General features: G+C 28.5%; 19 protein-coding genes. 4 read left to right on the top strand and 15 right to left on the bottom strand.

The window, feature by feature from the left end; all coding sequences use genetic code 11:
• Positions 1-469: 469 nt before the first annotated feature.
• From CLPU_RS15360 to CLPU_RS15340, 5 genes are all read right to left on the bottom strand, one after another.
• Positions 470-1,393, bottom strand: coding sequence for an AraC family transcriptional regulator (locus CLPU_RS15360; protein WP_050378847.1), 924 nt, complete (start codon positions 1,391-1,393; stop codon positions 470-472).
• Between the two features lie 519 nt (positions 1,394-1,912).
• On the bottom strand, positions 1,913-2,878 hold the full coding sequence (locus CLPU_RS15355; protein ID WP_050378846.1) for a siderophore ABC transporter substrate-binding protein: 966 nt from the start codon (positions 2,876-2,878) through the stop codon (positions 1,913-1,915).
• Between the two features lie 73 nt (positions 2,879-2,951).
• Positions 2,952-3,707: an iron ABC transporter ATP-binding protein gene (locus CLPU_RS15350; RefSeq protein ID WP_050378843.1), complete on the bottom strand. Its 756-nt coding sequence runs from the start codon at positions 3,705-3,707 to the stop codon at positions 2,952-2,954.
• Entirely contained in the window at positions 3,704-4,654 is a 951-nt protein-coding gene (locus tag CLPU_RS15345) for an iron chelate uptake ABC transporter family permease subunit (RefSeq protein ID WP_050378841.1), read from the bottom strand. The genes CLPU_RS15350 and CLPU_RS15345 overlap by 4 nt, the downstream gene beginning before the upstream one ends.
• Positions 4,644-5,597, bottom strand: a complete 954-nt coding sequence (locus CLPU_RS15340) for an ABC transporter permease (RefSeq protein ID WP_050378840.1) — start codon at positions 5,595-5,597, stop codon at positions 4,644-4,646. Before CLPU_RS15340 ends, CLPU_RS15345 begins: the two co-directional genes overlap by 11 nt.
• Before the next feature lie 223 nt (positions 5,598-5,820).
• On the opposite strand from CLPU_RS15340, the gene CLPU_RS15335 reads away from it, so the two are divergent.
• Positions 5,821-6,546, top strand: coding sequence for a helix-turn-helix domain-containing protein (locus tag CLPU_RS15335; RefSeq protein WP_050378839.1), 726 nt, complete (start codon positions 5,821-5,823; stop codon positions 6,544-6,546).
• A 220-nt stretch (positions 6,547-6,766) separates the two neighbouring features.
• Here CLPU_RS15335 and CLPU_RS15330 read toward each other — a convergent pair whose 3' ends face one another.
• Entirely contained in the window at positions 6,767-7,651 is an 885-nt protein-coding gene (locus tag CLPU_RS15330; RefSeq protein ID WP_050378837.1) for a LysR family transcriptional regulator, read from the bottom strand.
• A 123-nt stretch (positions 7,652-7,774) separates the two neighbouring features.
• Here CLPU_RS15330 and CLPU_RS15325 point away from each other — a divergent pair, with 123 nt between their 5' ends.
• Positions 7,775-8,359 carry an LOG family protein gene (locus tag CLPU_RS15325; protein ID WP_050378835.1) on the top strand — a complete coding sequence of 195 codons (585 nt, stop codon included), beginning with the start codon at positions 7,775-7,777 and terminating at the stop codon, positions 8,357-8,359.
• Positions 8,360-8,474: 115 nt separating this feature from the next.
• On the opposite strand, the gene CLPU_RS15320 is transcribed toward CLPU_RS15325, so the two are convergent.
• From CLPU_RS15320 to CLPU_RS15295, 6 genes are all read right to left on the bottom strand, one after another.
• Entirely contained in the window at positions 8,475-9,605 is a 1,131-nt protein-coding gene (locus CLPU_RS15320) for a zinc-dependent alcohol dehydrogenase (protein ID WP_050378833.1), read from the bottom strand.
• 96 nt (positions 9,606-9,701) lie between these two features.
• Entirely contained in the window at positions 9,702-10,868 is a 1,167-nt protein-coding gene (locus tag CLPU_RS15315; protein ID WP_050378831.1) for a bis-aminopropyl spermidine synthase family protein, read from the bottom strand.
• A 720-nt stretch (positions 10,869-11,588) separates the two neighbouring features.
• Positions 11,589-12,323 (bottom strand): Fic family protein, encoded by a 735-nt coding sequence (locus tag CLPU_RS15310; RefSeq protein ID WP_050378829.1) that lies wholly within the window; start codon positions 12,321-12,323, stop codon positions 11,589-11,591.
• A 136-nt stretch (positions 12,324-12,459) separates the two neighbouring features.
• The gene (locus CLPU_RS15305; protein WP_200898622.1) at positions 12,460-13,071 is read right to left on the bottom strand and encodes a CPBP family intramembrane glutamic endopeptidase; all 612 of its coding nucleotides are present in this window, start codon (positions 13,069-13,071) and stop codon (positions 12,460-12,462) included.
• Positions 13,072-13,125: 54 nt separating this feature from the next.
• Positions 13,126-13,635: a GNAT family N-acetyltransferase gene (locus CLPU_RS15300; protein WP_200898620.1), complete on the bottom strand. Its 510-nt coding sequence runs from the start codon at positions 13,633-13,635 to the stop codon at positions 13,126-13,128.
• Positions 13,636-13,876: 241 nt separating this feature from the next.
• Complete coding sequence (locus CLPU_RS15295) at positions 13,877-16,237, bottom strand: hydratase (protein ID WP_050378828.1); 2,361 nt, start codon at positions 16,235-16,237, stop codon at positions 13,877-13,879.
• Between the two features lie 134 nt (positions 16,238-16,371).
• Here CLPU_RS15295 and CLPU_RS15290 point away from each other — a divergent pair, with 134 nt between their 5' ends.
• On the top strand, positions 16,372-17,235 hold the full coding sequence (locus CLPU_RS15290) for a LysR family transcriptional regulator (protein ID WP_050378826.1): 864 nt from the start codon (positions 16,372-16,374) through the stop codon (positions 17,233-17,235).
• Between the two features lie 135 nt (positions 17,236-17,370).
• On the opposite strand, the gene CLPU_RS15285 is transcribed toward CLPU_RS15290, so the two are convergent.
• From CLPU_RS15285 to CLPU_RS17360, 3 genes are all read right to left on the bottom strand, one after another.
• Positions 17,371-17,565 carry a helix-turn-helix transcriptional regulator gene (locus tag CLPU_RS15285; protein ID WP_050378824.1) on the bottom strand — a complete coding sequence of 65 codons (195 nt, stop codon included), beginning with the start codon at positions 17,563-17,565 and terminating at the stop codon, positions 17,371-17,373.
• Between the two features lie 32 nt (positions 17,566-17,597).
• Positions 17,598-18,095 (bottom strand): DUF6773 family protein, encoded by a 498-nt coding sequence (locus tag CLPU_RS15280; RefSeq protein ID WP_050378822.1) that lies wholly within the window; start codon positions 18,093-18,095, stop codon positions 17,598-17,600.
• 151 nt (positions 18,096-18,246) lie between these two features.
• Positions 18,247-18,405 carry a hypothetical protein gene (locus CLPU_RS17360; protein WP_157857744.1) on the bottom strand — a complete coding sequence of 53 codons (159 nt, stop codon included), beginning with the start codon at positions 18,403-18,405 and terminating at the stop codon, positions 18,247-18,249.
• Positions 18,406-19,576: 1,171 nt separating this feature from the next.
• Between CLPU_RS17360 and CLPU_RS15270 the strand changes: the two genes are divergently transcribed.
• A complete protein-coding gene (locus CLPU_RS15270; RefSeq protein ID WP_050378818.1) occupies positions 19,577-20,260 on the top strand; it encodes a hypothetical protein in 684 nt (227 codons plus the stop codon).
• Positions 20,261-20,447 lie beyond the last annotated feature (187 nt).

The following is a 20,447-nucleotide window of genomic DNA, read 5'->3' as shown; positions in this document are numbered from 1 at the left end:
CAAATAGCAACTACCAGCTCATTTACCGATTCTATTAAAAGCAATTATATAAAACAGTGCTAAAAGTGTCAACAACAATTTGAAAATAAAGACATGTCTTCATATAAAGCCCATAGTTTGTAGAGAAAAAGTAACTATTTTTTTATAAGGCATGAATAATATCATGCTAATTTGCTGTTGCTCTCTGGAATCTCAATAATGCTTACAAAATTATAGATGATTATGATAAGTCTAAAGGAAGATTTACTCATAGTGGACTCTTTATGCATTCTTGTGCTAATGTTGTCATCAACAGTAGTTACAGGAACGTATCAACCACCTTCCATCAATCCATTTTCCCCAAAAAGAAAATAGTGGCTTTGATTACTCTGTTTCAAAACCACCGTGTAGCCTTTTGTCTACGTAATTTTTCAAGATAAAGTTATTGCTAAACTGTGTTTATTATTTATCCAGGCAATATTTTTAATACTTATACAGATGAATTTGGAATAGGAACAACCCATATTTCCATACAATTTACTTCTGAAGAATTTCTAAAATACTTCTCTGCTGAAAAAGGCTGTGTTACTAATTTATGATTTTTTAGCCATGTTTCAAATAAATACTTGTGAGCTTTATTAAGACATGATGTTACGAGTTCTTCAAAAGTTGGAGCCTCTAAGTAGCATACAACATACTCATTAGCAGGTAATTCCCACTTTATAAATTTTTCAGTATTAACATTAGGAAAGTTTGTTAGCGAGCCAGCGAAATAAGTAAATTCTCCTACTTCCCCTTTACTCATAAAAGAAGCTCCCAATTCAATGTCACTTTCTATAAGATTAGCAATTTCTGATTTTTGATTATGAAAATCGTACCATAACTTACCTGGAATATCGATGCCTGTACTCTCTCCAACTGGTATTTGCTGTGAGATTGGTACTTGAGCAGTAAGACCTAAATACGTTTCAGGTGTATTTAAAGTTTTACGGTGAATTTCTAAGACAATGTCATCTACAATTAGTGGTACACCTTCATCAATGACTACGTAATTCAACATAAGATTAGGTTTAACAAAATTGTTTAGTCTTGTTGGAGTAGTTCTATATTCATCTGGTGTAATTCCAAAGGTCCCTTTAAATGCCCGTGAAAAATTTGCATGACTTGAAAATCTGTACTCCAATGCAATATCCATAATACGGCAATCTTTATTTTTCAAAGCAGTTGCAGCATTGGCTAATCGACGGAGTTTGGTGTATTCATTAACTGGCTTTCCAACAAGACGACTAAATAATCGTTGATAATAAAATGGGGATAAAGCTGCAACGTGGGCGAGTTCCTCTATTTTAATATCCTCTTTTAAATGTTCTTCAATATAATCAATGGACGTTTGAATTGCTTCCCATGCTTGCATATTATCTACCTCCTTTATGAGAACAGAATATCATACTTTAATTAGCTTCGCTTTTCACCCAATGCCCTTTTATACTTTTTTGATATAAGTATAGTAGATAGATAGAATAGGGTTTTGATTATATATAGGTTGCTTCTGCTATCTCATGCCTTACTGAACTGATTTTATTAATAAATCTCAGTTTTTCTATCCAAACGATTTAGCGATTGTCGTATGGCTGGAACTTCCCACTTTATCCTCTAAGGTCTGATAAGATGAAAAATAGCTTTTATAGCAGACTTAAGTATTCCAGTTATTCTCTATTCTGAAATCTTATTTTAGGTATCAAAAAAGGCGAACATCTGAGCTACACCAAAGGTGATGACTGGAATGTTCGCCTTATCTCTTTTATCTGGACTTAACCAATTTGCTACCATTACGAGGGTAAAGTAACACATTTACCCTTGTAGAGCTCTCATCAACTCTCTTACGGAACGTAAGTCAAATATGGAAGCATGTCTTACATAATTCTGATGTTATCTATTTAATTCCTTCTTCTACTTCCTTAATCATTTCCATAGTGGAATTAAGTCCACCAGTTGATATATACCAAATTTCAGGGTTAAGATATACTATTTGTTTATTCTTATATGCCTTTGTATTCTTAATTAAGTCATTTTCTAAAACTTGTTTTGCAGATGTGTTACCACCTACTACAGCAGTTCTGTCAATAACAAATATATGATCAGGATCCTTCTCTACTATATATTCAAAAGAAATGTTTTGACCATGGTTAGATACTTCAATGTTTTTATCAACAGGAGTAACCCCAAATTCTTTGTGTATAATACCAAATCTTGATCCTTCTCCATAAGCACTAAGTGTACCATCATTAGCTAAAATAACTAATCCATTTTTTCCATTTGATTTTGCCTTATCACTTAATTTTTTTACAGAATCATCAATATTTTTAAGCTCATCGCTAATAACAGATTCCTTATCAAATATCTTTCCTAAAGTTTTCATATTTTCTTTAAAAGAATCCATATAGTTTGCTCCATCTAAATTAAAATAAACAGTTGGAGCTATTTTGTTAAGTTCATCATATTGTTTTGCCTGTCTTCCAGATATAATAATTAAATCTGGTTTCATTTCATGAATTTTTTCAAAGTTTGGTTCGAATAAAGTCCCTATATCTTCATACTTATCATTTTCATATTTTTTAAGGAATGCAGGAAGATTAGACTTTGGTAAGCCGTTAATTTCTATACCCATTTTATCGAGTGAATCTATTACACCGTAATCAAAAACAACTACTTTTTTAGGATTTTTATTTACAGTAGCTTCCCCTAATTCATGAGTAACTTTGATAGTATCTGTAACAGCTTCTTTCTTAGAATCATCTTTTGCAGTTGGTTCCTCCTTATTAGAACCACAAGCAGTAAGGGCAAACATAGAAACAACTACTAATAATACTGTTAAAATTAAACTTTTCTTTTTATACATTTAATCTCACCTCTTAGTCTTTTTATTAAAATTAGTTAAATTAACTTTTAAATTTATTCGTTTTAATTAATTATTAGAAGTAAATACAAATTCTTTGGTCTTCTATATTTTGTATATTAAAGTCCATCTCATATATTCCTTCTAATACTTCTTTATCAATGATTTCTTTAGTATTACCTTCTCCAACTATCTTTCCATCTTTTAGTGCAACTATATAATCTGAATAACAAGATGCAAAGTTAATATCATGTATAACTATAACTACTGTCTTCCCAAGTTCATCCACCAAAGATCTTAAAATCTTCATTATCTCTACTGAGTGTTTCATATCTAAATTATTTAAAGGTTCATCCAAAAGAATATAATCCGTATTTTGAGCCATAATCATTGCTATATAGGCTCTTTGTCTTTGTCCTCCACTTAGTTCATCAAGATATTTATGCTGTATATCTTCTAACTTCATATATCTAATTGCTTCATCAACATATTTCCAATCTTCTTCAAGAAGCTTACCTTGAGAATAAGGAAATCGTCCAAAGCTTACTAATTCTCTAATAGTTAATCTTATATTTATGTGATTGGACTGCTTTAATATAGATATCTTCTTTGAAAGATCATTGTTATTCCACTTTTCAATTTCTTTTCCATCAATTAAAACTTCTCCTTGGTCTTTCTTTATAAGACGACTTATAATAGACAATAGTGTACTTTTCCCTGCTCCATTTGGACCAATAAAAGATGTAATCTTACCATCTAGTATTTTTAAAGATATATTATCCACAACATCTTTATTTCCATACTTTTTTACTATATTACTAACTTCTATCATGCGTTCTTCTCCTTTAATAGCAGATGTATAAAATAAAGTCCACCAACAAAATTTATAATTACACTTATAGTTGTATCAAAGTTTATAAACCTTTCAATAATCAACTGTCCTCCAACTAATGCAATTATGCTTATTAAAATAGATCCTATAATTAGATATTTATGTTTATATGTTTTTAAGAACTCATAAGCAAGGTTAACTACAAGTATTCCTAGAAATGTTATTGGTCCTACTAAAGCTGTAGAAACTGATACAAGTATAGCAACGACAATAAGTATTCTCTTTGCAATTTTTTCATAATCTACTCCTAGATTTATAGCTTGTTCCTTTCCTAGAGACATAACATCAAAAACTTTAATATATTTATAGATATAAGCAATTACTAAAATAATGGTTATAATTGATATAGTTAAAATTTCCGTATTTATATTATTAAAACTAGCAAACATCTTATCTTGTATAACTAAAAACTCATTAGGGTCAATTAACATCTGTATAAAAGACGATGTACTTTGAAATAAAGTTCCAAATATTAATCCTACTAATAACAAGAAGAAAATATCTTTCTGTTCTTTCTTAAATAACATCTTATATAAAAGAATCGAAAATATTATCATAAGTCCAACAGATAAAATAAAGTTAATATTGTCATTCATGACTATTATGTTTGTAGAACCAAGTAAGAAAACTATAAATGTCTGTATAAACATATATAACCAATCTAATCCTAGTACACTAGGTGTTAATATTCGGTTATTAGTAATGGTTTGAAATATTATTGAAGAAAAAGCTATAGATCCTCCTATCAAAACAATCCCAAGTACCTTCAAAGAACGTTTAGGTAGTGCATAATCCCAATTGCCTTTATTTATTCCTAAAAATATAAATAGTGCTATAAATATTAATGCTAAAATTGCAAGAAAAAATATCTTCTTTCTATGCTTCATGTGCTTTCCTCCTAATTAGCAAATAAAGAAATATGCCGCTTCCTATTATGCCAACTGTAAGACCTATTGAAATCTCATAAGGATATATAATAATACGTCCTAGTATGTCACAAGCTAAAAGAAATACTGCTCCTAGTAAAGCTGTATGCAAAATACTATTTTTTAAGTTATCACCTTGATATATTGTAACTATATTAGGAATTATAAGATCTAAAAATGGTATCTTACCTACTGTAATTATGAGTAATGCTGACACTAGAGCTACAATAATGAGTCCTAAATTTACAATGCTATTGTAATTTAGCCCTAGATTTTTAGAAAAGTCCTCGCCCATACCTGCAACTGTAAACTTATTAGCATATAGAAAAGCTATTATTACAAGAGGAATACTAAAATATAAAAGCTCATAACGTCCTTTAATAATCATGGAAAAGTTTCCTTGTAGCCAAGAAGAGATGTTTTGTATCATATCATACTTGTATGCGAAAAAAGTTGTAATTGAGTCTATAATATTTCCAAGCATTATACCTACAAGTGGAATAAAAATTACATTTTTAAACTTTATCTTTTTTATAATTCTCATAAATAAAAATGTACCCACTAGTGAAAAAGCAAATGCAATCATCATCTTTTTAAGAGAACTGGCTGATGAAAATACTATTAGAGAAACTAACATCCCTAACTTAGCACAGTCTATAGTTCCCGCTGTAGTTGGTGATACAAATTTATTACGACTTATCTGCTGCATAATAAGTCCACTTATACTCATACTAACTCCTGCTACAATAATACTAATCAAACGAGGAAGCCTACTTATAAGTACTATTCTAGTTTTTTCTTCATCAAGATTTAATATATCTAAGAAGCTTATTTCCTTCACTCCAATGAATATTGAGGCTAACGATAAGATAATTAATGCTAAAAATAAATATCGTTTTTTCATATTTCCTCCTTTGTTGTATAATAAGTCCCTTTATTTGACACCTCCAACCTCTTATTGATATAATTATTTAATAGTTAATTGGATTTGATATTCATTCTCAATTGATTATATAATTTTTTAACAAATAAAAATCTAAGTATATTTAGATTTTTATAACTATATTTAAACAAAATTTAAAAGGAGTGGATTTAATTGTTTCATTAAAGATCATATATGTTCAACCATGGAAAAGTTTTTTTTATGCACTCACATTCCAATTAAAGCTTTTAATTTTGATGGAACTCTTATTCATTCTGTAGGATATAATGGAGATTTAGATGAGATATTTCTTAACAATGATATTTATGAAAAGACTACACATGAAATATTTAACAAAAAGAATAATCCTGTAGTAACAATATCTTGCTTTGACAATATCCATTTTACAGCTTGTTATATCTGTCCTAATAATATTAATAGAGGTATATTTATTATAGGTCCTTACACATCGAATAAAGTAAATCCTACAGGTATTTTGTACAAGCCTAAGTGCTGTATTCCTCATTTAATTTCATTACTTGATGACATAGCAAAAAGTAGTAATTATGTAAAGAGAAAACAAAATATTAATAACATGCCTTATAGCTTATATGTAAAAAAAGCCCTAGATTATATTGATGCCAGGCATAGTGAACCAATAACATTAGAAGATATTTCAAAATATCTTAATATTAATAAGTGTTATTTTTGCAGTATATTAAAGAAAGAAACTGGTAAAACATTTTCTCAAACTTTAAATGAAATTAGAGTATACCATAGTAAAAGGCTATTATTAGAAACAAACTTATCTATATTGGATATAGCTCTTTCAGTTGGATTTAATAATCAAAATTATTATAGTATAGTTTTTAAGAAACTCACTAACAAGACACCTGTAGAATTTAGAAATAGTGAACGTGATGAGTATTAACAAATCTGAAATAAAAATAATAATTTAAAATGCAATATAGATATATAGTAAATTAATCTATAATCACTAAAATATATTAATATTTACTTATAAAGAAAGACTCTACTAGATAAGTATTCATCTAATAGAGTCTATTTTTCTTCATCTCTATATAAATTATAGATTTCAAATTATACAATTTAAAATTGTATATACTATAAAAACTAATACTACGAAAAATCTATTCTTTAATAAATTCAATAAATCTTTCTGCCGCTGTAGAGATTGGAAATCCCTTTACAGTAGCAATCCCTATACTTCTTTTAGGAATTGTTTCTTTAACAGTTATTTCATATAACTGTTGTTGTTCTAATTCTTCTTTGATAAAATCCTTTACTACACAAGAAACTCCTAATCCAATCTTGGCAAATTCCACTAGAAGATCTATGGTTCCTAATTCTATTTCTGGAGATACTGATACTCCATGTGATTCAAAATAATTGTTAATAAAGTTACGTGAATTACTTTCTTCTTCTAATAATATAATAGGATAATTACTTAGATCTTCTATTGATATTGGATTCTTAGCAATATTCTTATATTTCTCTCCTACAACAAAACAATCCTGTATTTTTAATGTTTCAACAATATCAAGTGTATCCTTTTTATCTACAGGTAAATTTAAAATTCCTAAGTCTACTTCACCTGATTCTAATAAATCAATAATTTTATAGGTTGAATAGTTTGCAACATAGATTTTTATATCAGGAAATGTTTTATTATATTTCTCAAGATAAGGAATAAGATAATATTTGCATAAAGTATCACTTACTCCAATTCTTACTTGACCTAATTTAAGATTCTTGATCTCCCAAAACTTCCTTTCAGCTGTTTGTATAAGCCCATATCCTTGTTCTATATACTTAAATAGTACTTCACCTTCTGTGGTAAGAGACACTCCCTTTGGATTTCTATAAAATAATTGACCTCCAAGCTTTTTCTCTAATAGCTTAATAGACTGACTGACTGCCGGTTGTGATGTAAAAAGCTCTTTTGCCGCTTTAGATATACTCCCTAATTTAGCAGTAATATAAAAGATTCTATAAAGTTCAAGATTAATATGCATATAAGTTTTTAATATACCTCCTATATTAAATATTAATTTTACTTATATCAATATGTTAATTATAATAATTTTATGAGTTATTATCAACAAATAAAGACATTGTGGTTATAGGAGGTAATATCTATGAAAAAAATATGTGTATATTGTGGTTCCAATCCTGGATCACGTCCAGAATATAAAGAATATGCTAAGTTACTTGGAAAAGAACTAGCTAGTAATCAGATCGAACTAGTATACGGTGGTTCATGTATAGGGCTAATGGGAGAAGTAGCAAATGAAGTCCTAAAACACAATGGAAAAGTAACTGGAGTTATGCCTAAAGGACTTTTTTTAGGAGAAGTTGTTCATAAAAATTTAACTAAATTAATTGAAGTTGAAAATATGCACCAAAGAAAACAGACGATGGCAGAACTTTCTGATGGCTTCATAACCTTACCTGGAGGATTAGGAACTTTTGAAGAACTATTTGAAATACTTAGTTGGGCTCAAATAGGTATTCATAAAAAGCCTATTGGTTTATTAAATATATCAAATTTCTTTGATCCTCTAATATCTATGTTAAAAAATGCAGCTAATGAAGGTTTCATGAGTAAGTCAAATCTTCAACTTATCTCAATTTCGAAAAATCCTTCTGAATTGATTGAAAAGATGAGAGTCTATTCACCACCTAAAATGGAAAGTAAGTGGAAAGATCTAGATAACAAATAATTCATTTCTTTTATGATTAATTACATTCATATAGTTACACCTACTTTAACGTTAGATTAAAGTAGGTGTTTTAGCTTCTACAATTTTAAATAAATGCAAAAAATAGTTATTTAGATTAAGGCTTTAGTATTACCTTTATACAGTTATCCTCTTTCTTATCAAAAATCTCATAGGCACGTTCTCCTTCACTAATAGATAGCTTATGTGTAATTATATCTCTTGCATCAAATTTCCCTTGTTTAATTAACTTTAAGATCGGTTCAACATAGGAATGTGCAGGGCATTGACCCATTTTTAAAGTAATATTTCTAGAAAAGAAATCTCCTAATGGAAAAGCATTATACTTTGCTCCATAAACTCCTACCAATGATGCTGTTCCACCTTTTCTTACAGCTTGGGTAGCAATTTCAATAGCTGATTTTGAGCCACCTTGAATTTTCAATAAGCTCTCAATTTTCTCTATAGTTGACATCTTTCCATCCATACCAACACAATCTATAACAGCATCTGCACCACCATTAGTTATTTCTTTTAGATATTCCCCAGTATTATCATGTTCTTGAAAATTCACTACTTCAACTTGATTATGAACTCTTGCATGATCAAGTCTATAATCTACATAGTCTACAGCTATCACTCGTCTTGCCCCTTTATATATAGCCCATTTCTGAGCCAATAGTCCAACAGGTCCGCACCCTAATACCACAACAGTATCTCCAGATTTTACATTAGCAATATCTACTCCCCACAATGAAGTAGGAAGGATATCTGTTAAAAATAGTACCTGTTCATCAGTTAACTCCTCTGGAATAACTGTTGGACCTACATTAGCATATGGAACTCTCAGATATTCTGCCTGACCACCATCATATCCACCAAAGGTATTACTATAGCCAAATATACCAGCTGATTCTCCATTAGGATTAGAATTATCACATTGGCTCCATAAATCATGCTCACAATACCAGCAGTGACCACAAGAGACAGGAAAAGGTACAATAACTCTATCACCCTTTTTTAAATTTGTTACTCCTTTTCCCACTTCTTCTACTATTCCCATTGTCTCATGACCTAGTATGAACCCTTTGGGTAAATTTGGGATAAAACCATGAATCAAGTGTAGATCAGAACCACAAATAGCCGTTGATGTAACTTTTACTATTATGTCATCATGTCTTTGTATTGTTGGATCTTTTACATCCTTTACTTTTACATTCTTTACACCTTCATAAACTATAGCTTTCATTTCTAACTCCTTTTACCAAAGTTATTAACATTCTTAAATAGTAGTATGTGTTTTTAAGAAGGTGTTTATTAATAAATATCCTTTAGTAAATGCAAATCAAATCTTACTTTTTTCAAGTAATTGAAATACTTTGTTTTTACACTTATTACATCCCTGTACTTTTAGATCTTCTATAGTTTTAATTTTTTCAGAAGCACCGACTTTGATAATTCCACCACAGTTTTTACATTTATAAGAACGAATCGTTCTTTTTAGTTCACCTGTATAAAGTACTCCTTCATAAGAATCTTCTATTAGGGTTCTACTTCTACTAGTAGTTTTTAGAACTATCATCTGACCTGTACTTCCTATTATTCCAGCTCCTTCATAATTATTAAATCTAGTCATCATTTCCGAAACTGTAAGTCCTGCATCTACGAAATACTCTTGCATATTAAGTTCAAAGTCTGGTGACTTGTGTGCATAAGAGAAAAATATAGGAAGACCACTTTGATCTTTTAAAGCTTCTATTCCTCTTGAAAGAAACAAATTCATTCCTTGAAGAGTATATGGTGGATCAGTAAAGAAACAATCATATTGCTTTTTAAAATTCTTTGGTAATGGTTTTCTAAAATCTACATATTCACATTTGATAGGAAGATCTTTTTCTTCAGATATATTTCTTATATAGTTAAGAAATCTCTTATCAATATCCATTACAGAGATTGTTGTATTACAGTTCTTCATATTAACAGATAGCTTTTTCAACAAAAAGCCTAAAGCTATACTTACTAAGTCGTCATCTCCTACACATAGAATCTTCTTTCCTATTAATACATGATTTTTTAGACATAATATTGCTCTTTTTAAAGCTGTATCTAATGTACATTTTGATTGATCTATAATCACATCTACTTCAGGACGATTCATAAATATTTCTTTCAATTCTTCTTTTATTTCATTAACTTCTTTATGATCATTCCATGGTTCTGTTAATAGTTTGGTATATAAAGCTTTGTTTACTCCACGGAATCCTAACTCATTTTCTATAAAGTGTCTTCCTTCTTTTGTGAGTCTTACTCCTCTGTCTTGAACTAATAGTCTATATTTAATAAATTCTTTTTTTATAGCTGAAATCACAGGAATAGGTAAAAGATTATTTCTAGCTAACTCTTTAGTGGAAATTCCTTCTTTAAAGTATATGTTTAGTAATATATTTTCTATTGCCTGCTTTCCTTCTTCTATATTTACATTCTTATTTATTTCTTGTAGATAATCTACCATTATTATTCCCTCCGTATTATATTAACTTCTATTTTTATTAAATTTTAGTGTTGATGTCTTTACCTACAATTAACAAACAATTCTCCCCTTTCTTAAGAATTAGGAATAATAATTGCTCTTTATTGACAACAACTGAAATAAGTTAAGAATGCGAATGAATAAAAAAACAAAAAAAGGCCATAACAACACAAAGTCGCTACAGCCTTTTATAACTTATATTTCATGCCAATATAGTATTCTTTTTAAAATATAATTCACCTATAATTCTAAAATAATTATTTGTACTCTTAATTGTTTTATTAAGAGTTTAAAATAAACTACTTAAATTTTAGAATAATAGATAATCACATGTTAAAAAAATACATAAGATTTTATTTTGGGCATAAAAATACCATGCAAAAGCACGGTTTATTAATGTATATCATATAAGGTTAGATGCTATCCGTGTTCTTAACTTATTCTTAAAAAACTCGTCAACAAACACACCTGAAATAACTCAGGTTTAAAAGTTTTTCAAGAAACAACTATTCAGTTCGTTGTTAGTTAAGAACAACACTACTCATCAAATTCTCTCCCTTAATTTGTTTCAACATCTTAATAATTTCTATTTACAGTTTGTATTATATCATATGGAAATATATGTTGCAAATATGAGTTTGATACCACAATAATTATGATAAATTACAATTATACTAAAGAAAAGTTTTTCATTTTTTATAATTAGCCTATCATATGTAAATAAGTATCTAAACTCCTATCAACTGCCTTAGCAATAATTTTTATGAAACCATATATGTTCTTTTCCACACTAGTTTCCTCTAAAGCTCTCATATATTCATCTCTTTCATCGTTCTTTATGACAGTTATGGGATATCCGTTTCTCATTAATATTAAATTCATTAGAAGTCTTGCTGTTCTTCCATTTCCACCAATAAAAGGATGTATATAAACATATTTAAAGTAAAATTGTGCTGCTAATTCTATTGGATGTATTTTATCTTTATTTTCTTTATACCAGTCTATTAATTCTTTCATCTTTTCCTCTACTAGAAAATGTTCAATTGGCTTATGCTGACTACCACTTATTAATACATTGACTTTTCTGTATTCACCAGCATTTTTATTATCTATACTCTTTAATATTATACTATGTAAGTCTCTTATAACTCTTTCTGATATATCTATATTTTTATTAACTATATCCTCTATATAATCTATAGCTTCCTTATGATTTATTACTTCTAAATGTTCTCTTAAGCTTTTCCCTTTTCCAATAGTTAATCCGTCTTCTAAAATTACTTTTGTTTCTGTTATTGTTAAGGTATTCCCTTCTATTGCATTAGAATTATAAGTGAGCTCTACATCAAAATATTTTTTTAAATTATCTACTATTATTCTATTAAATGGCCTTTTAGTATCTAGTAATGCTTTTTTCTTATCTATCTCACCAAACATAATTTCACCTCTATTATCGATAATCCTTTTATCTCATTTATTTTATTATCTATGTTTTTAGTATAGCAGTAAATTATAATTAAATGAGAAAGTATTTTCCTTCAATGATAAATAATATATCATTAGTATTAGTAACTTAAAGAAGATTAAACATTGATATGATAGATGCAATAGTATTAGCACAACCATGTAATAGCCAACTTGATATAATAGAACCATCTGACTGCTTTTCATTAATCCATCCCATTAAATAACCTGCTATACCAGTAATTAAAATGATTATTATTGTTCCCAACACTCTAGATAGTGATACAAACATAGCCCCATGTACTAATCCAAATAACAGTCCTTGAATTATATTACCAATGTTAAACCCAAATTTAGCTACAAGTCTCTTTGTTAGAAATCCTCTAAAAAAAATTTCCTCCGAAAATCCTGTTTGTAAGAAAGCATAAATTAAGGAAGGAATTAAAGCAGAAATACCTTGCCCCCTAAATTGTGAAGTCGCCATATTAGAACTATTTACAAACAATGGAACAATTACAAATGCTGTAAAAGATAAAAGTAATATAGTAAGTAAAAAAGTAAGAGCATATTTCTTTCTATCTTTAATAATTGGCTTTTTTATACCTAACCATTTAAAAAAGTTCAATTGTTTTCTGCCACTAATAATCCACCAAATAAATGGTATAATTGAAAACAATATAATTTGTATAATAGCACTAGCTAATAAATTAATACTTTTCATTTTTCTCTCCTATATAGATAATCCTTTAAATCATTTTATTTTTTTAGTTTAGCTCTAATCATCAAACTCTTTTGCCAAATTATCTAATGCTTCATCATGTACTCTATATGTAGTCCACTCATCCATTGGAATCGCCCCTAATTGTTTATAAAACTTAATTGATGGTTCATTCCAGTCAAGGCACCACCATTCAAGCCTTCCACAATTTCTTTCTACAGCAAGTTTTGCTAAAAATGAAAGTATTATTTTGCCAAAACCTTTACCTCTTACTTCAGGTCTTATATATAAATCCTCCAAGTAAAGACCTGGTTGTCCTAAAAACGTAGAAAAATTATGAAAAAACAATGCAAATCCAACTGGCTTACCTTCATATTCTCCAATTATAACTTCTGCCGCTTTACGTATAAATAATGACTCTCTTAAAATCTCTTCTGTTGCAACTACCTCATCTAGAAGATTTTCGTACTCTGCCAATTCTTTAACAAATTCTAAAACTAAAGATATATCTTTTTCTTCAGCAAATCTTAATTTAAATCCTTTTAATTTTGTGTCTATTAATTTCAAGATACTTCACCTCTGTTTTATTTTCCTTTATATAATATAAAGATTTAAATGTTATTTTATAATGTAATTATAGCATAGAAATTAGATATAATAATTTAGTCTATTGTACTAGTAGAACTTAATAATAAAAAACTCTAGCAATTATGTGACCTACCTATGAATGATAAGTTAACATATACTAGAGTTTAAATTATAATACCTTCTGTTATTCTTAATAATTTCTAGTCATATAACCTTTCTTCTATCTCCCTTTACTAGCATAATAGTTAATCAAGCTACCTGATAAGATTATATCCTTTTCATCTTCTGTCATTTTTTCTAATTTAAAAGTAATGTTTCTACTTCCTTTAGGACTAATTATCTTACCTGTGATATTCTCTTTTCCCATTATAACTACTTCTTTTATTTTAGGGATAAAAATATAATCATCTACTTCTAATTTCTCTTTCTCAAGATTAGTAATAATAAATGGTATCATACCCCAGTTAATTAAATTACTTCTATATCTCTTAGTAGCATATTCAACTGCAATATTAGCGACTCCTCCTAAGACTCTTTGACAAGAAGCAGCTTGCTCTCTTGCAGAACCATCTCCTGGTTTTATAGCAAATATTGTACTTCCTATACTAGTATTACTAATTAGCTCATTTAATTCTTCATCACTAATATTCTCTTTTTCCTTTATTTCACTAAATACGTCCACTATATCTTTTATTACTGATATATCATTTCCTTGTAAAAATAATTTTCTCTTTTCCTCAAGTAATTGAATGTCTTTTGCTCTTTTGACATACATAGGATCTTTTCTTGATAAAGTAAATTCAGCTAATTTCAACGGATTAGAACGATATGACGAAGCTTCACCTGATGGTATAAGTTCATCTGTTGATGTTACTTTATCATTTATAACTGAAGCTATCTTTAAAAGCAAGTTATCTGATAATGGCTGTAACTCTGGCCAGTCTGATATATTAGGACCATACTTTAATGGTTCTTCCATTTTAGGGCTCTTAAATCCATTAAATACTCTATTGTTATATGATGATTTGTTAAATTCATAAGTTATATCTAAGTTAGGTATATCTATTTCCATAGCAGATGATAGTATGCCTCCATTTAAAGCAGTTGCTGTTATAGACAATGTATCCATCAAAGCTACTGAAGCAATCTGACCTTCCCACGGCTTTGATCCTTCTCTATTTGGAAAGTTTCTTGTAGTATGTCTTATACTAAGTCCGTTATGATTAGGTACATCTCCTGCTCCAAAACAAGGTCCACAAAAAGCAGTTTTTATTGTTACTCCAGCACTCATTAAGTTTTCAGTTGCTCCTTGCTTAGTTAGCTCCATATATATTGGCTGACTTGCTGGATATACACTTACATCAAAATAGTCATTTCCTATAGAGTTTTCTTTTAATAAGGTTGCCATTTTGATAATATTTTCAAAACTTCCTCCTGCACAACCTGCTACTATTCCTTGATTAACTTTAATTCTTCCATTTACAATTTTATCAGTAAGATTAAATCTTATTTGTGAGTTATTTAATTGTCTTTGTCCTTCAGCTTCAACTTCTTTTAATATCTCGTAAGGATATTTATTCAACTCAGAAATCTTATAAACATTGCTAGGATGAAATGGCAACGCAATCATAGGTTCTATTTTTCCTAAATCTACCTTTATCAGCCCATCATAATATGCTAAAGTTCCTGGCTCTATCTTTGAATAGTCTTCTAGTCTACCATGTTTACGGTAGTACTCCTTAACCTTATCATCTGTATGCCATATTGAACTTAAACAAGCTGTCTCTGTAGTCATAACATCAATGCCATTTCTAAAGTCAACTGATAAACTAGATATTCCTGGTCCAACAAATTCTAAAACCTTGTTTTTAACAAATCCACTTTTAAATACTTCACCAATAATTGAAAGTGCTACATCGTGAGGCCCTACTCCAATATGAGGTTTCCCTTCTAAATAAACTGCAATCACTTCTGGATAGGTAAAATCATATGTCTTTCCAAGTAATTGTTTTACTAGTTCTGGCCCTCCTTCACCAATAGCCATTGTTCCAAGTGCTCCATATCTTGTATGACTATCTGAACCTAAAATCATGCTTCCACATTTAGTTATTTCTTCTCTCATATATTGATGTATTACAGATTGATGAGCAGGAACATATATTCCACCATATTTTTTAGCCGCTGATAACCCAAATATATGATCATCTTCATTTATAGTACCTCCAACTGCACAAAGACTATTGTGACAGTTAGTCAAAATATATGGTATAGGAAACTGAGTCAGACCACTGGCTTTAGCTGTCTGAATGATACCTACATAAGTAATATCATGAGATGCTAAAGCATCAAACTTTATTTTAATTTCTCTATCACTATTAGAAACATTATGATTCTGTATTACCTTATATGTCATAGTATTCATTCGTGCTTTTTCAGGATTTAAGTCAGATATTGATTCATCACCAGTAACGTAGTTATTTCTTTCCAATCTCTTTATATCATCAATAGTAATTTCATTTTCAACACCTAATAACTTTTCTCCTCTATACAGAAAAACTCCCTTGTTAATTACTGTAACCACAATATCACCCCTCATATATTTCTTTTCCATAGAAACTTATGTATAATTATAGCAAGTAGATATATATATTAGAAATATTTAAATCATATGTAATATATACTTTATTAATATATATTAATAGGAGTGTGTTTTATATGGATATTAGACGACTAAAATATTTTGTTACTATTTGTGAGGAAGGTAATATATCTAAAGCTGCAAAAAAGTTGCACATTGCTCAGCCGCCACTAAGTCAACAACTAAAGCTTCTCGAAGATGAATTAGGGGCCAAACTTTTTGAAAGAGATACAAGAAACATTAAGATAACTGATGCAGGGAAAACACTACTTTATAAGTCTAAGCAAATATTAGAATTAATGGATTCAACAATAAAAGAAGTAAGGGATGTTAATGATGGTCTAACTGGTAAGCTGTCTATAGGAACAGTTTCTTCTGCTGGTGCAACAATATTACCACAACTAATTTCTAATTTTCATAATAAGTTTCCTCATATTAGTTTTGAAATCATTGATGAAGACACTCCTAAAATTACAGAGCTACTAACTAATGGACTAATAGACATTGGTATTATAAGAACACCTTATAATCTAGATGGTTTTCAATCAATTAGTTTAACAGATGATCCAATGATAGTTATTAGTAAAAAAGTTTACTGGAATGACAACACTAAATCTCTTCACCTAAAAGACTTATCAGGAGTTCCGTTACTTGTACAACGTAGATATGAGCAAGATATAATTTCATTATGTAATCAAGCTGGATTTGAGCCAAATATAATATGTAGAAGTAATGATGTTAGAACAATTATATTATGGTCTATCTCTGACATGGGGTTAGCTATTGTTCCTAAAAATTGTATACACCTTATTCCAAATACAAATTTATTCTATAAAGAGCTTAATGAACCTTCTTTAAGAGTGGGGACTTCTATAATCTGGTCAGATAAAAGATATAACTCTTCAGCAACTAGACATTTTATAGAATGTTTAGACTTGTAGTATAGAAAAAAGATGCAAAATAGAATATTGCGTGAAAAAAAGCATGGAAAAAAGTAAAAGAGTTAAGTAAATAAGTTTTTATCTACTTAACTCTTTTACCATTACTATATGCATTACATATAATTAACAAGTCATTTACTCTTCCCAAAACAAGTCATTTAATGTTTTAGATAATGCCTTACATATAGAAATACACAAACTAAGTGATGGATTATATTTTCCTAACTCTATTAAGCTTATTGTCTGTCTAGATACCCCTACAATCTTTGATAGTTCGTCTTGCGATAAATCTTTCTCAACTCTTGCCAGCTTTAATCTTATATTTTTCATCATGGATCACCTACTTTTATCCCTTATTATTCTTAATTCTCCGGAGGGATTTTCTTACTAAGCTTTCTTGAAATAATATGAGGTACACTTATAATAAGAACAAAGAATGGACAATACATCATAAAAGAAGCGAAAAACACTAGAATGAAGTACCATATTCTATTTGTATCATTTCCGTATAATACAGAATTTCTTACTCCAAAAAATACTGAGATTACAATACCACTAACTAAACCTATAATAATATTTTTTACACTCATAGATATTTTACTTGTTCTATCATGAATTTCAACTTCATCTATATATATACCGAGACATACCTTTCTAATTCCACAGTATATTCCTGATATAAAAATAATTAAAAGTTCTAAAATAATTGATTTAATATTTGATCCATGTAAGTAATACTTTACTCCAATTGATATTAAACACATTATCATTACTAGATAATAGGCTTCTTTATAAATCTTATTTAAAACATTTACTATTCTTTCATCTGTTGATCTTTTTTCTTTATTAAATAGTCTCACCTTATAACCTCCTAAACTATAAAAATACAATTATCTTATTTTCTATTATTTTATATTTTCAATATCGTTTTGTCAAATATATATTGCAAAATTAAATATATATAATTCATTTTGCAATAATATTATTCTTTTTGTAGCTATAGTAATAACTTTATTTTTGAAATAAATATCCACTAACTAATGAACTGAACCCAAGAAAATAATATGATTTAGTATAGTCACCTTTACAATCAATACGTAAAACAATCCTTTTATTTCCAATAACTTCATTTATGCTTTCACTGTGTTCTCTCTTATAAGCTTTTTTCATATTTTACTACATCTTTCATAGCTTTACTATTTTCATTAGTAACAAAAATACCTATTCCTGCTATTAACTTTTTATTAACATTTATAATTTAATAATTCACACTTTTCATCTCCTCAAGCTTTTAAGCGTATTATAAAATATGGAATTAGACAACTGCATGTCATATATTACCAAAAACGATGATATCATCTTTTTCTAATGTCTTTGTTCCATTCGCTATAATCTCTTTACTTTAAACATGAAGTAAGTTTCATGCTAAGTTTGATTAATATTGTCACCTAGGATTTACTCTGTCAATCTAAATAGAGAAATTTAATTATAAAGAATAAAAGACAGTCTCAAAAATCATTATAAAAGATAGACTGTTTTTTACTTCAATATTTATAATATAAAAATTACTATTTACATTAATTTAGCCTCTCATGTATCTAAAACTTACTAATAAAAAGCTCTAACAATTATGTGATCTACTCATAAATATTAGGTTAACATATGCTAGTGTTTAAATTACAATTGCGAAGATTATTGTATTACATGAAGTCGAGAAGATATATCTTCCAATTAGATCTGTAAAGATTAAATTAGAAATTCTTACATATTAAAAGATTCTTTATTTATCGTAAGTATTATATTAACCTTAGAAATTATTGCAGATTAATTTATTATGTAGTTAGCTTTTTTTAAATTATTATTTGTCTTTAGCCTTATGTAAGCTTAGTATGGATATTATTTTTAAATCCTATTAATGTCTTAAATGTTATTTTGTCGAAAGAAAAATCGTTTTAGATACCATAAAATCACAAAAAAATACAAGCTATATAGTATATACTTATAATAAAATATACTTTTAATCTTATAGCCAAAGGAGTTATCTTATAATGAATAATAGTTTTCTAAGAATTTTAAGAGTAATTATAATATTATTTTTAATTTTATATTCAGCATACGTGTTACCTGGCAATAATAACGCGATTTCTTTTGCCATTATATTTTTAGCATTAATAATCTTTTATTGTACTGAAAAGATTATTAATGCCATAAAAAACAAAAATGATAAATGAATACAATGTTACTATTGTATAAAAATATAAAATGGAGGGAGGTTCGACTAGATAACTATATATTAATATCAACATTATAAAAAAGATTAAAAATTAATGGAGAGATTAAAATGAAAAGAAAGTTTGGTTTAACATTAACTTTAGCCATTATGGCTATTAATACCGTTCCTGTGTTTGCACAAGATGGTTATTTAGGAGATAAAATTTCTTTACTAGATAGAAATATTATCAATGAAGAAAAAGATATATCCGCTAAAGAAGGTGTAATTAAGTTAGTTGAAAAATATGGATTAGAGATTATCTCTGAAGAAGATATAAACAAAATTGACATAAATCATAGTGAAACTAATTATAGTAAAGCTAAAACTTTAGAAGAATTTGAACAACAAATATTAGAATACAAAAGTAAGCCTACTATAATAACAAGAGATTTTCACAATTACGAGACGGATACTCTTATAACACAAAGTAGTACAGGCTCAATGACAAAAAATTACGAATCAGAGGTTTATAATGGATTAATAATAAGATATAGCGCAACAGGTAGATATGGTACTCGTAGTAACGGTAAAAAATATTGGACATCAGCTACTAGTTCGAAAGTTTCAGAGAAAAGTAATCAAGGCTATAGTAGATTAAATAGTGTAAATAGTACATCCGTATCAGTTGGAAATAATGGTGATAGACTTGAGCAAAGATATAGCTATGACGTGGATAATTATACTAGAGTATTTGGTATATGGGTAAAATTAGGTACGGTTACTTCAACGGGAACAATATATCATTATATATAATAGCGTTTATCTTTATTTTATACAAGCTTCGTTTTAAGAGGTATAAAATGATCTGACCCCCAGAAATTGGAACTGTCAACAAAAACTAGACACAAAGTTAAGCAATTTTTATGAATTCAAATCTTCAAATTGGGTAGGGGAAAGATACCCAATAGAGGAATGCATTCTCTTTGTGTTGTAATATAAC

It is taken from the genome of Gottschalkia purinilytica (assembly GCF_001190785.1).
In the GTDB taxonomy this organism is placed as follows: domain Bacteria; phylum Bacillota; class Clostridia; order Tissierellales; family Gottschalkiaceae; genus Gottschalkia_A; species Gottschalkia_A purinilytica.
This window is presented reverse-complemented; position numbering and strand designations above follow the sequence as displayed.

Coding starts and splice junctions, on each gene's coding strand:
- CLPU_RS15310 (WP_050378829.1), bottom strand. CDS start 12,323: ATGTTTGGTGAGATAGATAAGAAAAAAGCATTACTAGATACTAAAAGG.
- CLPU_RS17360 (WP_157857744.1), bottom strand. CDS start 18,405: ATGAAAAAAGCTTATAAGAGAGAACACAGTGAAAGCATAAATGAAGTT.
- CLPU_RS15340 (WP_050378840.1), bottom strand. CDS start 5,597: ATGAAAAAACGATATTTATTTTTAGCATTAATTATCTTATCGTTAGCC.
- CLPU_RS15290 (WP_050378826.1), top strand. CDS start 16,372: ATGGATATTAGACGACTAAAATATTTTGTTACTATTTGTGAGGAAGGT.
- CLPU_RS15305 (WP_200898622.1), bottom strand. CDS start 13,071: ATGAAAAGTATTAATTTATTAGCTAGTGCTATTATACAAATTATATTG.
- CLPU_RS15270 (WP_050378818.1), top strand. CDS start 19,577: ATGAAAAGAAAGTTTGGTTTAACATTAACTTTAGCCATTATGGCTATT.
- CLPU_RS15320 (WP_050378833.1), bottom strand. CDS start 9,605: ATGAAAGCTATAGTTTATGAAGGTGTAAAGAATGTAAAAGTAAAGGAT.
- CLPU_RS15335 (WP_050378839.1), top strand. CDS start 5,821: ATGGAAAAGTTTTTTTTATGCACTCACATTCCAATTAAAGCTTTTAAT.
- CLPU_RS15345 (WP_050378841.1), bottom strand. CDS start 4,654: ATGAAGCATAGAAAGAAGATATTTTTTCTTGCAATTTTAGCATTAATA.
- CLPU_RS15330 (WP_050378837.1), bottom strand. CDS start 7,651: ATGCATATTAATCTTGAACTTTATAGAATCTTTTATATTACTGCTAAA.
- CLPU_RS15285 (WP_050378824.1), bottom strand. CDS start 17,565: ATGAAAAATATAAGATTAAAGCTGGCAAGAGTTGAGAAAGATTTATCG.
- CLPU_RS15360 (WP_050378847.1), bottom strand. CDS start 1,393: ATGCAAGCATGGGAAGCAATTCAAACGTCCATTGATTATATTGAAGAA.
- CLPU_RS15325 (WP_050378835.1), top strand. CDS start 7,775: ATGAAAAAAATATGTGTATATTGTGGTTCCAATCCTGGATCACGTCCA.
- CLPU_RS15315 (WP_050378831.1), bottom strand. CDS start 10,868: ATGGTAGATTATCTACAAGAAATAAATAAGAATGTAAATATAGAAGAA.
- CLPU_RS15350 (WP_050378843.1), bottom strand. CDS start 3,707: ATGATAGAAGTTAGTAATATAGTAAAAAAGTATGGAAATAAAGATGTT.
- CLPU_RS15355 (WP_050378846.1), bottom strand. CDS start 2,878: ATGTATAAAAAGAAAAGTTTAATTTTAACAGTATTATTAGTAGTTGTT.